The 13,389-nt window shown below is 47.5% G+C and carries 9 protein-coding genes; 7 read left to right on the top strand and 2 right to left on the bottom strand.

The annotated features are described in order from the left end of the window. Positions 1 to 86: 86 nt before the first annotated feature. The 7 genes from ABD031_RS21720 (at position 87) to ABD031_RS21750 (ending at position 10,290) form a co-directional block, all read left to right on the top strand. Entirely contained in the window at positions 87 to 3,296 is a 3,210-nt protein-coding gene (locus ABD031_RS21720) for a DUF1553 domain-containing protein (protein WP_343855096.1), read from the top strand. A gap of 1 nt (position 3,297) precedes the next feature. Further along, positions 3,298 to 4,806 (top strand): DUF1501 domain-containing protein, encoded by a 1,509-nt coding sequence (locus tag ABD031_RS21725; RefSeq protein WP_343855098.1) that lies wholly within the window; start codon positions 3,298 to 3,300, stop codon positions 4,804 to 4,806. A 15-nt stretch (positions 4,807 to 4,821) separates the two neighbouring features. Continuing rightward, a complete protein-coding gene (locus ABD031_RS21730) occupies positions 4,822 to 6,156 on the top strand; it encodes a DUF2231 domain-containing protein (RefSeq protein WP_343855099.1) in 1,335 nt (444 codons plus the stop codon). A 213-nt stretch (positions 6,157 to 6,369) separates the two neighbouring features. After that, entirely contained in the window at positions 6,370 to 6,510 is a 141-nt protein-coding gene (locus ABD031_RS21735) for a hypothetical protein (protein WP_343855101.1), read from the top strand. Positions 6,511 to 6,674: 164 nt separating this feature from the next. Beyond that, entirely contained in the window at positions 6,675 to 7,829 is a 1,155-nt protein-coding gene (locus tag ABD031_RS21740; protein ID WP_343855102.1) for a dienelactone hydrolase family protein, read from the top strand. Between the two features lie 228 nt (positions 7,830 to 8,057). Beyond that, the gene (locus ABD031_RS21745; RefSeq protein WP_343855103.1) at positions 8,058 to 9,248 is read left to right on the top strand and encodes a hypothetical protein; all 1,191 of its coding nucleotides are present in this window, start codon (positions 8,058 to 8,060) and stop codon (positions 9,246 to 9,248) included. Positions 9,249 to 9,759: 511 nt separating this feature from the next. Further along, positions 9,760 to 10,290, top strand: a complete 531-nt coding sequence (locus ABD031_RS21750; protein WP_343855105.1) for a PRC-barrel domain-containing protein — start codon at positions 9,760 to 9,762, stop codon at positions 10,288 to 10,290. An 83-nt stretch (positions 10,291 to 10,373) separates the two neighbouring features. Here the strand turns inward: ABD031_RS21750 and ABD031_RS21755 are convergent, their stop codons facing one another. Further along, positions 10,374 to 11,942, bottom strand: a complete 1,569-nt coding sequence (locus tag ABD031_RS21755; protein ID WP_343855107.1) for a sulfatase — start codon at positions 11,940 to 11,942, stop codon at positions 10,374 to 10,376. 129 nt (positions 11,943 to 12,071) lie between these two features. After that, complete coding sequence (gene araD1 / locus ABD031_RS21760; RefSeq protein ID WP_343855109.1) at positions 12,072 to 13,082, bottom strand: AraD1 family protein; 1,011 nt, start codon at positions 13,080 to 13,082, stop codon at positions 12,072 to 12,074. Positions 13,083 to 13,389: the final 307 nt, after the last annotated feature.

Raw genomic sequence — 13,389 nt, forward strand, 5'->3', positions numbered from 1 at the left:
TGGAATGATGTGTTCGGCAATCACGGTCTTTCTCTATCGGATTATCCCCGAAATTCCACTAGTTTAAAAGCTGGAATAATTTCTTGATGAACACTGGATTACTGCGCATACTTCCCTTGCTTTTACTGCTTTTCTCCTGCAGCCCCGACCTTCCCGAGGAAGTAGCTTTAGCGTATGAGGAGCTTCCCGAAGCTGTGGATTTCAATATCCACGTCAAGCCGATTTTGTCGGACAAATGTTTCGTTTGCCATGGGCCAGATCTTGCTGCGCAAAAAGCAGGATTAAGTCTCCATACTCCCGAGATGGCGTTTGCAGCGCTGAAGGAATCACCTGGTAAAGTCGCCATCAAGCCCGGAAACCTGCAGAAAAGCGAACTTTTCCATCGGATTCTATCAGAAGACTTAGACTACCAGATGCCCTCCAGGGAATCCAATCTGACGCTAAGTGCCAAAGAAAAAGCCATCCTGATTAAATGGATCGAAGACGGGGCAGAATACAAGGAGCACTGGGCTTTTATTCCTCCTCAGCAAGTCGATTTGCCCAAAGTAAAAGACAAAGAATGGAGCAAGAACCCGATAGATTTGTTTGTGCTCAGCAAGCTGGACGCCGAGAAAATCAAACCTGCTCCGGAGGCTGACAAGGAAATTCTCCTGCGCAGGTTGAGTTTGGACTTGATTGGTTTGCCGCCAAGCTTGGACGAGATCGATGCTTTCCTCGCGGATAGAAGTCTGGATGCCTACGAAAAGCAGGTGGACAGATTGTTGAAGTCCGTTCACTACGGGGAGAAAATGGCCATGCATTGGATGGATATTGCGCGATTTGCTGATACCCATGGCTATACCGTGGATCGATATCGAGATGCGTCCCCTTACCGCGATTGGGTGATAGATTCATACAATCAAAACCTTCCCTACGATCAGTTTATCACCGAGCAACTTGCCGGAGACTTGCTTCCTAATCCTACCAAAGACCAGTTGATCGCCACAGCTTTCAACCGGATTCATCCGCAAAATATGGAAGGAGGAATCGTAGAGGAGGAATTCCGGGTGGAGTATGTGGTCGATCGGACGAGTACGATGGGGCAGGCATTTATGGCGATGACCTTAGGCTGTGCCCGCTGCCATGATCATAAGTACGACCCGATCTCCCAAAAGAACTTCTTTGAGATGAGCAGTTTTTTCAACCAAGTGGATGAAGCCGGGCAGATTTCGTGGGATAATGCCGTGCCCGCGCCAACGCTACTTTTGACGGATGCGGAAAAAGATAGGATGCTGGACTATTTGCTTTCGCAGAAAGAGAATGAGGAAGCAGCACTCGCTCAAGCGGCTCAAGAGGAAGAGCAGGCATTTCAAAATTGGATTACTTCGAACGCTTACCAAAAAGAAGCTGCACAGGAATTCCCCGCGAGCCGTGTTGCATTTTATTCTTTCGACCAAAATTCGATTCAAAATCAGCTTAATCCCGGTCAAAAAGGCATGATGGAAAGCAGCGAGGTGAAAAATCAAAGTCCTGTCTATGTGGACGGTTTTAGACGAAAAGGGATTCAGCTCAACGGGGATGCTTGGCTTAATCTGGGTGGTGTCGGGGTATTTTCCAAGAGCGAGCCTTTTTCTGTAAGTATTTGGGTGAATGTTCCCAAGACACTGACGCATGGCGCGATCTTCCATAAGGGGTCTGGAGCTGTGCTTTACAACTGGCGGGGCTATCATCTCAGTCTGAAAGAAAATCGACTCGAGCTCCTAATGGCGCATACGGCGCCGTACAATGCCATCACTAAGATCACCGAGAGCGACATCCCAAGAGATCAGTGGGTGAATCTGGTGATGTCCTACGATGGATCTTCCAAGGCAAATGGGCTGAAGGTTTTTCTCAATGGGGAAAAAATGGCTACGAAGACGACACATGACAATCTGTATAAGGACATCTTGCTGGACGGTAGAGATCCGGGCTTGCAGGTCGGGGCGGTTTGGAGAGGTAAGGGCTTGAAAGATGCGCTCGTGGATGAGGTCAGCGTTTACAACCTGGAACTTTCACCTGTCGAAATCATTCAAATTGCTAACCGTAATCAATACAAAACCACGCTTTCCAAGCTACCCGAACAGTTCACCGCAGCAGAAAGAGCGAGTCTAAAAAAGCTATACCTCAACAATCATTCTTTGCCCTATCGGGAAAAGCTGGAGGCCGTCGTCGCGCAGAGGAAGGTCTATTCAGATTCGGTGGAGGTGATCCCCGAGATGATGATCATGGAGGATAAAGCGGAAAAGCGGCCAACCTATCTGTTGACGAGGGGAGAGTACAGCGCGCATGGCGAGGAGGTTTTTCCGAATACGCCGGAAAGTATCTTGCCGATGAAGGCTGACCTTCCCAGAAATCGTCTGGGCTTAGCTCAATGGCTGACCTCCCCAGAAAACCCACTTACTGCTCGTGTTGCGGTCAATCGCTTTTGGCAGAATTACTTTGGCAGGGGCTTGGTCGCCACCTCTGGAGATTTCGGGAATCAGGGAGCGCTGCCATCGCATCCGGAATTGTTGGATTGGTTGGCGCTGGAGTTTCAGCGATCCGGCTGGGATGTGAAGGCGATTCAGCGCCTGATAGTCACTTCGGCAACCTATCGCCAAGCTTCGCAAATACGAATGGAGTTGGAAGAAAAGGAACCTGACAACACGCTTTTGGCCCGAGGTCCGGCAGTTCGTTTATCCGGGGAATTGATCCGAGATAATGCCCTCCTTGCTTCTGGATTGATGAATGGGGAGGTGGGAGGTAAAAGCGTTTTCCCGTATCAACCCGAAGGACTTTGGAATCTCAATGGCGGCAAATATACCCAAGCCACAGGCAGAAACTTGTACCGTAGGAGTATGTACACCATTTGGAAGCGATCAGTTCATCATCCTACTTTGGCGATTTTTGATGCGCCGGATCATAGCGAGTCGGTGAGCAGAAGACAAGAAACGAATACGCCGCTTCAAGCTTTGGTACTACTTAATGACCCAATCTTTGTCGAGACAGCCAAAGTCTTGGGAGAGCAGATGCTCGCATATCCAGAGATTTCTACAGCGATCAAAGCTACGTACCGAAAATTGACTGGCCGGCATCCCAACCCAAAAGAACTTGAAATTCTACTGGAGTTGAGAGCGGTTGAATACAAAAAATTTAAAGCTGATCAGGATAAATTGAAAGGTTGGCTTTCCGCAGGAGAATATCAGATCAACCCAGCGCTCGACCCCGCTCAAGTGGCTGCGAATGCCGTCACCGCAAGCGCCATTATCAATTCGGACGCAGCCCTAACCAAGAGATAAGATGTGCAATCACCAGGATGAGACACTGAGATCGACCAATAGGGATCTTCAGGAAATAGAAAAGAAGATGGATCGCAGGAGGTTTTTGACCAAAACTTCTCTGGGAATCGGTTCGCTTGCTTTGGGTTCGCTGATGGCGACAGAGAAAATTTTCGCAGGAAATCCGCCGGTTCCTCGTTTAGAATCCAGAGGTTCCCAGGGGATTTCGGATTTGCCGCATTTCATGCCGAAGGCAAAACGCATCATCTACCTGTTCCAAGCAGGTGGGCCTTCTCAGTTGGATCTTTTTGATTATAAGCCCAAGTTGACCGACATGCATGGGCAGGAACTTCCCGATTCGGTCAGAGACGGGCAGCGGCTGACGGGCATGAGCGCCGATCAAAGTTCTTTTCCGATGACATCCTCGGCTTTCAAGTTCCACCAATACGGTGAAAGCCGGGCTTGGGTCAGCGAACTGATGCCTCACACGGCTGAGATCGTGGATGAACTTTGCTTTATCAAAAGCATGCAAACCGGTCAAATCAACCATGATCCTGCGATTACTTTTTTCCAAACTGGCCATCAGCTTCCGGGTCGTCCTTCGATGGGTGCCTGGCTGAGCTATGGGCTGGGTTCGGACAATCAAAACCTTCCGTCGTTTATCGTTCTGGTTTCTAAGAATGCGGTGCAAGATCAGCCGCTTTACGCCAGGTTATGGGGAAATGGATTTTTGCCTTCCCAGCATCAAGGCATCCAATTCCGATCAGGGAAGGATCCCGTGCTCTACCTTGGGAATCCAGAAAACTACGACGGAAACGATCGTAGGGAAATGCTCGACTACCTCAAGTCCCTGAACGAAGTACAGTTCGATACCTACGGGGATGCGGAGATCAACGCCCGGATTGCGCAATATGAGATGGCTTTTCGCATGCAGACTTCCGTGCCCGAAGTGACCGACATGTCCGCCGAACCCGACTGGGTCTATGAAATGTACGGGGAAGAAAGCCGTGACCCTGGAACATACGCGGCCAATTGTCTGTTGGCCAGAAAGCTGATCGAAAAGGATGTGAAGTTTGTCCAGCTCTATCATCAGGGTTGGGATCAACATGGAAATCTACCCAATGGAATCAGAAACCAATGCCAAAAAACCGATCAGGCCACTGCTGCACTGGTCAAAGATCTGAGACAACGTGGGCTGTTGGAAGATACGCTAGTCGTTTGGGGTGGGGAATTTGGGAGGACGGTTTACAGTCAGGGGACACTTTCTCCAGAAAACTATGGCCGAGATCATCACCCGAGATGCTTCACCAAGTGGATGTGTGGAGCGGGAGTGAGGCCGGGAATGACCTATGGTGAGACGGATGACTTTGGGTACAATGTGGTAAAAGATCCGGTTCACGTCCACGATTTGCAGGCGACGATTTTGCATCTGTTCGGTATTGATCACGAAAAGCTTACCTACAAGCATTTGGGCAGGAGGTTTAGACTGACTGATGTGGAAGGGAATGTCGTCAAACGGATTTTAACTTAAGCCGAGCGCAAACACATGCAAGGTCTATTCACCTTCATTGGACGATTTCATCCCCTTTGGGTTCACTTACCCATCGGGTTTTTGATGATTGCCGTTTTTCTGAAGGTTTATATTGTTTTGGTAAAAAAAGCAGTTCTCCAGGAGGCGGTGAATTTCTGTCTTTTTTTGGGAGCTGTCAGCGCGGCGATTGCAGCATTGTTGGGCTTTCTGCTTTCCCAATCAGGTGGATATGAAGGTGAACTTCTGGATGTCCATTTGACGGCTGGTTGGATCACGGTGGCAATGTCTTGGACGGCTTGGTGGGTAAATAAGAATGAGGGAAAATTCTCCAAAAAGCTCAATTACATACTTCTGGGAGTATTGATGATCACGCTTTCCGTAGCTGGACATTTTGGCGGCAGCTTAACTCATGGCGAGGATTATTTGACGGCCTATGCCCCATTTGGAAATAATCAGAAGGCAAACCGCCAACGGCTTTTGGCGAATGCGGAGGAAGCTGAAGTTTTTACCGATGTGATCCAACCTATCCTGAAAAGCAAATGTCAAAGTTGCCATCGGGCAGGGAAAATGAAAGGGGAATTGGACATGACTTCCTTTGAGTCACTTATGGTTGGCGGTGAGAATGGCCCGGTGCTCATACCTGCTGATACGGAAAATAGCGAACTGATCCGACGGGTGAAACTACCATCAGATCATGATGATTTTATGCCTGCTGAAGGGAAAAAGCCACTAACGGAAGAAGAAATCCAATGGATAAGCTGGTGGATCGAAAAAGGAAACGCCGACCCAAAAGTGCTCCTGATGCAGGCAGATGAAGAATTGATCGCTTGGGCTGAGCCACGATTGAATATCATGGGAGCTGAAAAGTCAGCCGTTTCAAATATCGATACGGCGCAAATTCAGGGGTTGGAGAGAGTCGGGTTTAGGGTGAGAGTTCTTTCTCAAGAAAGCGCTGCCTTGGACATCGTGCTGCCTGCGGAATCAGCAGGCGGACAAGCATCCGAACTAGTGAAAGCACTTTTACCAGTGAAAGATCAAGTCTATTGGCTGACTTTGGCAGGAGTGGGGATTCAAGATTCAGACCTTACGTTGATCTCCCAATTCAAAAATTTGCAAAGATTGAGATTGGAGAACAATCCGATCACGGATCGCGGCATTTCTTCCTTGAAAAGCTTGACCAACTTGGAGGTTTTGAACTTAAACGGCACTAAAATCAGTGGAGCAGGCCTCGGGCCGATCGCGGAAATTAAGACCTTGAGGTCGCTTTATCTCTGGAATACTTCTGTCAATTCGCAGGAAGATTGGGTTAAAAAGATGAGTTCTGCTGTGAAGGTGGTTTTTGGAGAGTGAAATTGACTTGAACAATAGATATGGAAAGCAAAACCGAAATATATCAGGTGAGTGATGGCCAAACTCAAATTGACATCAAGGGTGAGCAAGACACAGTGTGGCCTTCTCAAGAGCAATTCGTCAAGCTTTCTCAGAGAGACCAATCACTTATCGTTATGCATATAGGGAAGATTTTGGGAAGGAACGTTGGATGAAAAAGCCAGTCTGCAAAAAATGAATATTCCTTCGTCAGACAAACCGGTTGCTTTCTATAATCTCGAAGGGATCATGCTGCTGGCTATCGAGTCAAATCTGTACAGGGTAGGCAACTTCGAATTTGGGCAACTCCACGCCTCAGAGACTTCTTGGTACTAGGCTAAGCCATTTGTTAACCAGCTGATTACAGCTTTTTCTTGAATACGATGTCAAGCAACCGAAGAGAATTTATTAAAAAATCCAGCCTCGCAGGACTGGGAGTGCTCAGCGGATCACTCACAGATTTGCATACTGCGTCAATCACTTTTATCCCCCAGTCAATCATGGACAGTCCACAAGAACTTAATCTAATCGGAGCTTATGGCCCTTGGGCTAAAAGCCTGAATCTTGAAAAGATACCCAGTCTTTCCTTTAGAAATCCCGAATTTTCAGATCTGGATTCCTGGAGAGATTCGGCCAGAAACAGAGTGGCAGAGCGAATGGGAGTGGTTGACTTGGGAGCGGTTCCAAAAGTTACTGTACACCAAACCGGAGTCTTTGAAGGTGTTGCTTTCGAAGAGATTAGCTACCAGCTACCCAGCGGTCAACCGACCAAAGCGGTGATCTTAAAGCCGGAGAACTCACAAGGAAAGTTGCCCGGAATCTTGGGCTTACACTGTCATGGTGGGAACAAATTCCTGGGTTTGGACAAGATCAGCCGAACCAAAACAGACATTCCTTCTTACGTCCAAACCCATCATAAGATGTATTACGAAGGACGAGCTTGGGCAAATGAGGTGGCAAAACGGGGATATGTCGTGATGGTTCACGATGCGTTTGCGTTTGGAAGTAGGAGAGTGCTGATAGAAGATACGCCAACTTCCATCCGTAAGGGAATCGCGGACTTTAGCCTCGATACCGAAGAGCAAATTGAGGTGTACAATAAATGGGCATCCGAGCACGAGCACATCATGGCCAAATCGCTGTTTAGCGCCGGCACCACTTGGCCTGCGGTATTTTTAGCCGAAGATCAGATGGCTTTGAGTATCCTGGCGGCAAGAGAAGATGTAGATCCGTCGAAATTGGGTTGTGCTGGACTATCCGGTGGAGGCCTCCGAACCGTCCTGCTCGGGGGACTGGATTCGAGGATTTCCTGTGCGGTAGCAGTGGGATTTATGACCACTTGGAAGGACCTCTTGCTATACAAATCCTACACGCACACTTGGATGAGCTATGTGCCAATTCTGCCGCAGGAGCTGGATTTCCCAGAAATCCTAGGCTTGCGGGCACCTTTGCCTACCTTGGTTCTGAATGACATCGAAGACCAATTGTTCACGCTTTCAGAGATGGAGAAAGCCGATCAGATCTTGAGGGATGTCTATGCCAAAGCCAATGCCTCAGACCGATACAAATGCTCTTTCCATCCCGGCCTGCACAAGTTTGACAAAGCCATGCAGCAAGAGGCTTTCGAGTGGTTTGAAACCTGGCTAAAGGGGTGAGTTTCTCAAACATTCAGTTGCACTAATCGGGAGTGTAAAAGTTTGCAGTCTTGATTCGTTTTTGTTTAAGGGACTGAATTTTTTCGTAAAAAGCGATGAGTCATCTTGGGTGGATTTTAATTATATTCATAGAGAGAATTTTTGAAAAACCGATTTCTGAAGGACGAATCGGGCATTTTCCAACTTCCTGGATTTTTAATTTAATTTTCAAATTAACCTACAAGCTTTATGATAAAAATGACAAATGCGTTCAAGCAAAAATCTGCATTTTTTGGGTTTTTGGTTTTGGTGCTCTTTGGATGTGAGATGGATCAAGTGCAAAACTTGGATCAAGCAAAGTTACAAGAAACGGAACTTAGAGAACTGGATTTAACGGACTTGCCTGACGGCTATGAAAGCCGATTAAATCCCCAAGTGATGCCGGGAGCTGCCAATCGGCAGCAAGTAATAGGTCAGCAAACCGACACATACTATCGGGAAATGGTACGCAGAGCTGTGGGGGCGGTTGAGCCCACCGAATGCGGAACTACAAACTTGGATTATTGGCTGGATGAGCAGTTGGCAGATTGGGACGGTAGTGTCTTCAATTTTGCCATTTTTTCTGGTATGCTTGACTTCCCAACTTACGATGCCTTGTTATTCGAAAACAGTAGTCAGGGTCAGTATTTTGGAAAAAATGGAGAGTATAGCCAGCGTATGGCCAAAACCTTCAAAGATCTGAAACGCTTTTGGAATATTCAGTCCGACAAGATGGTGTTAGCAGCTATGCATGGCAATATGCTGCAGGATCGAGATAAGTTGATTCGCATAGACCAAATTCTCTATGGAGATGATCTGGCTACTGCAGAGTTTTGGGCGGATCTTATATTGGAATATATGGCGGCGTATCCACAGTATCAAAACGGAGAGCATCCGATCTTTACATTAAATGCCTTTGCTCAAAGTAGCTTCTTCTTTCCACCTGTAGGAATCATTCCAGATAAGATCGTGATGGGAGATGGGATTTTAGAAGCCTACAAAGGACTTGGATTTGACGACGTAGCTCCCCAAGCAATTCTTGCTCATGAATTCGGCCATCAAATTCAGTTTCAGTTGGATCTTTTTGATCCTATAAGTAGTCCAGAAGGCACTCGTCGTACTGAACTGATGGCAGATGCGTATTCCGCTTACTACCTTTCACATGCCCGTGGTGCCACCATGCAATGGAAGAGGGTGAAGCTGTTTCTGGAGGTTTTTTTCAATATAGGAGATTGTGGTTTTACAAGTAACGGTCACCATGGTACGCCGTTGCAGCGAATGGCCGCGGCAGAATGGGGCTATAACGTTGCAAACAAAGCCAAGAAACAAGGCCATATTCTTAGTCCTCTTGAGTTTGCCGCAATGTTCGATACAAAGCTTCCCGAGCTTGTCGCTCCTTAATTTGCTGATACCAGTCCTTCATTAAAAAGATCACCCCTTTTTAGACGGGGTGATCTTTTGGTATTAACGCGTTGCTGACTGATGTAATTATTTATGATTCAAAACACTGATTATTCGCTCGCGCTTAAGTCAACTTAGTTTGGATTCTATGCTCCAGTATATTGGAGATTTATCTTCTATAGCAAGATACCAGGGGTTAATCTGAACAGGCGGTTGTTTTCGTCTTTTGCAAGGAAAGTAGGCTCAGAAAATAATGTGCATCCGGAATACAGTTGCATTTTTTTGAATTTTCAGAAAAGTTTTAAGCTTGTAGTGGAGCAAGGGACGTGAATTGAGATTTTGGATATCCGTTCCAATCCCTATAGGAATTTCTTTCTACGAAGCGAGGAAGCCTTCCACAGTAAGAAATCGGGGCAAGTGCGGTATCTCGCTTCAATCGGTGTTTTGGCCGCATGGCATAGATCTGGGAATAAGTGAGTCAAATATTTTACTCACTTAACCAACTATCAAAATGACAATCTTACATCATTCCCAAATCAGTGCAGGGACTGCCTGTTCATGCACTGTGAAAACCGCAAGAGACGAATCAGTCGGATCTATCAAAGAATTCATGATCAATACCCACTCGGGTAAAGTGGATTATGTTGTGCTCAAGGTGGACGAGGGATTTTTAAATCTCGGTTCAAAGCTCTTGGCACTGCCATTTGAAGCCTTTGAGTTTGATACTGCGCAAGAGGACGTAGTTATCGTCAAGGAAACTAAAGAGAGCTTGCAAAATGCTCCGGGATTTGATTCCGACAACTGGCCTTCTGGTCCTCAGGCGGAATTCCTCCACACCATGCGTTCCTATTACGCTGAGGAGTCGCGCAGCCTCCATGGCCGCTATGATCACGTGAACAGATCTTTTTACGATAACGACGATCGCTTTGATCTTGAATCCAACCGCATCGGAGAAAAACAATTCGGTGACGGATTTCTAGAAAAAGACCGTCGCGGAGATCGGCCTTCTGATCTCCGAAGAGGTGGAGATCCGCTGTTGTAATCACTACAGAATAAAGTAAAATAAGGCTAGTCCAATATCGGGCTAGCCTTTCTTTTTGTACTGATATCTCAATTGGATCTTCCCTAGTGAGCGGCAAGGGTGCTGAAGTTTTCCTTAAGTCTTGCAGACAATTCGGTCATGGGAAGTGTCGAATTTTGATCGCTGGCTATGTTTTTATTTTCCTGCGTGTCGATTGTGTGATCATATAGCTCCCGATCCAGCAGTTCTCCGGCGCGATTGCTGCTGTCATCCCAGGCGTACCATTCGGTGTAGCGGTAGCGGTCGGTTCGCACACTGTAACCCATCCGCTCTTTTTTGCGGGTCTCCGGAGGGCCAAATCGTCCAAGGAGATATTGACTGAATGCAGCGTCCTTATACTGTTGATTTGGATTTTTGAAGATCGGTTCTAGGCTTTTTCCTTGCAGATAATCCGGAATCTCGAAGCCGGCCATATCCACCAAAGTTGGGTAGATATCCAAAAATTCAGTCAGTCCAGCGGCTTTCACTCCTTTGTTAGGCAGACCAGCTCCGCTGAAAATCAGGGGTACATGGGTGTCTATTTCAAAGTTGGACATTTTACCCCAACTGTTGTGTTCGCCGAGCTTCCAACCATGGTCACCCCACAGGACGATAATCGTGTTTTTGTCCAGGCCGAGCCGCTTCAATTCCTTGATCAAGCGTCCGATCTGTGCATCGACATAAGACACGCTTGCGTAATATCCATGTTTTAGATGTCGCTGTCTCGCTTCATCTGCGGGTTTGTCTTTTGGCCAGGGGAGGTCGCCCTGATCGACATAACTCCGCATTTCTGCATCTCCATGCACCGCATATTCAGGGCTTGCTTCGGGAAGAAACTGGTTTGCGGCCAAGGGGATTTCCATCGGGTCATACAGATCCCAGTACTTTTTTGGAGCATTAAAGGGTAGGTGGGGGCGATAATAGCCAACCGAAAGGAAAAATGGCTCACTCTGCGTTGCCAACTCCTGGAGGATCTCTATCGCGGCAGTCGTCTGAGCACCATCAAAGTACACATCATCATCTCCCTCTCCAATCTCCGTCGCTTCAGCTTTTACATACCAATAACCCAACTGATCGATCCGGGATCTGCCCTGATCCTTCAATCGTTGGATGACTTGCTCCTGGATCGCTCTGTTGGATTCATTGGCGTAGAAGGCGTCTGGGTCAAAGGGAAAACCTTCCGGATGAGGCTTTCGAGTCCAGGAAATGGTGTCGGGAATGTCGTTATGAAAGGTTTTGCCGAGGCCAATCGTGGTGTAGCCCTGTGCTTTGAAAAACTGGGGTAAAGTCACGGCCTCTGGGAGATTTTTGCGGAAGCTGGCCTGCAAGTCCCAAACCTCGATCGTGTCAGGCCGCAAGCCCGTCAGCAAGCTCGCCCTTGAAGGATTGCAAAGCGCCTGTTGGGTGTACGCTCGCATAAACGTGACCCCATTCGCCGCCAGTTGATCGATGTTTGGGGTTTTGATCACGGTATTGCCGTAGGCACCTAACTCAGGTCGAAGATCATCGATGGGGATAAGAAGAATGTTTGGACGGCTGGATTGAGAGTGGCCAGTTACCTCATTGTTCTTGTTCGCACAGGACAAAAGCAAGACTAGGAAAAGGCCATTGAAAAGTAGACTTCTTAATTTCACGTGAAGATTTTTTTAAACATTATCCTTTGTCTATCGAGTACTTGGCGCATTGACGACATCTGAATATTTTGCCCTTAGCGTGATTTGAGGTAGAATAGCCTATCACAACAAAGGTAGTTAGTTGATTGACTAGAGTTGCTGAATATCCAGCGGCATTTGATCCTTTGGTGCCAGATAAATTGAATTTTCCAGCGCTCGACCCAGTCGATTCCAGCGGACGGACATCTTGTCGCCGTTTTCCAACACGATTTTATTTCCAAAACTAAAGGCATCCGCCCCAAAGTAATGGACGTGGGCTTGTAGTGGAATGCGATGGGATTCATATTTGAAGTGATGGTATTCGAGATTTGCCAGATTGTGTGACATGTTCTTTTCGCCCGAATTGATCGCCGCACTCCAGATGAGCTGCCCGTCGCGAGAGACGGAGACTTCTCCCGAGTAGCTATCAAAATCCCCATCGATGACTACCTCCGGCCCAATGGCACATTGCCTGATTTTGGAAGGTGCGAGGTAGAGGTAGTTGACCTTTTCCATGACATGATCTGAGAACTCATTGCCGGTGGTGAATCCAATTCTCCAGGGTTTACCTGTCCGGTCGATGAGGTATAGCCCGGCGACTTCCGGCTCTTCTCCTCCGTCTTCTCCATAGGAAGGCACTTCGAGCGATTGCCCATGTCCACGAAGTACGGCACCGTTTCCTTTGTAAAACCACTCCGGTTGCACGCCAATTTCCCAGGCCTTCGGTGCGCCGCCTTTGACTCCCATTTCGTACATCAAAAGGCTATCCGTAGGCTTCTCGGTTTGTTGGCTATGCATCATCTGCCTGTTGAGCGCACTATTGTGGTGTGTAAGACCGGTACCGGACACCATGCAGGAAAATGGGGAATCGGGATGATCAAATGAAGGAAGCAGACTCCATGCGCTCTTGCTTTCGTAGATTGAATTGTAGTCGAGCGACTCCTCAGCCATGCTCGAAATGATCAAATCCTTCAGCCCTTTTCCACTGTCAAGTGCCGCCAACGCCAGTTCATAGATCGATTGAAAGTTTTGCAAAAGAAAAAGGCTCGGTTCCATGACCCGTGCGACTCGACGCCCAAGCTCGGGATGGATCAACTGCACCAATCTGGTTGTGTTTTTCATCGGAGATCGAATTTGGAATTAACATAGCGAAATTATTTTGGTAGCCAACCAAGAGATACCGAAAAGTCAGCATGGACTTGAAAAGGGGCGTGGAAGGTTGGTTTGCCAGCCCATCCGCCAGCCGACAGTGGTACTTTCTGAAACGCCCTTTCCCTATTTTATCCCGCTTTTTCTATATTATGTCTGAGAAAGTCTGTGAGTCATTTGACAGCTTTTCTACCCCAACCCAAAGAACCTCAATCCTATGACTTTGTCCCGTACCCCGCTCCTTTTTGGATTTTTATTTTTTCTGCTCGCACTGAGTTGC

Origin of the sequence: Algoriphagus jejuensis, assembly GCF_039523455.1 — a bacterium.
In the GTDB taxonomy this organism is placed as follows: Bacteria; Bacteroidota; Bacteroidia; order Cytophagales; family Cyclobacteriaceae; genus Algoriphagus; species Algoriphagus jejuensis.

Coding starts and splice junctions, on each gene's coding strand:
- ABD031_RS21720 (WP_343855096.1), top strand. CDS start 87: ATGAACACTGGATTACTGCGCATACTTCCCTTGCTTTTACTGCTTTTC.
- ABD031_RS21725 (WP_343855098.1), top strand. CDS start 3,298: ATGTGCAATCACCAGGATGAGACACTGAGATCGACCAATAGGGATCTT.
- ABD031_RS21730 (WP_343855099.1), top strand. CDS start 4,822: ATGCAAGGTCTATTCACCTTCATTGGACGATTTCATCCCCTTTGGGTT.
- ABD031_RS21735 (WP_343855101.1), top strand. CDS start 6,370: ATGAATATTCCTTCGTCAGACAAACCGGTTGCTTTCTATAATCTCGAA.
- ABD031_RS21740 (WP_343855102.1), top strand. CDS start 6,675: ATGGACAGTCCACAAGAACTTAATCTAATCGGAGCTTATGGCCCTTGG.
- ABD031_RS21745 (WP_343855103.1), top strand. CDS start 8,058: ATGATAAAAATGACAAATGCGTTCAAGCAAAAATCTGCATTTTTTGGG.
- ABD031_RS21750 (WP_343855105.1), top strand. CDS start 9,760: ATGACAATCTTACATCATTCCCAAATCAGTGCAGGGACTGCCTGTTCA.
- araD1 (WP_343855109.1), bottom strand. CDS start 13,082: ATGAAAAACACAACCAGATTGGTGCAGTTGATCCATCCCGAGCTTGGG.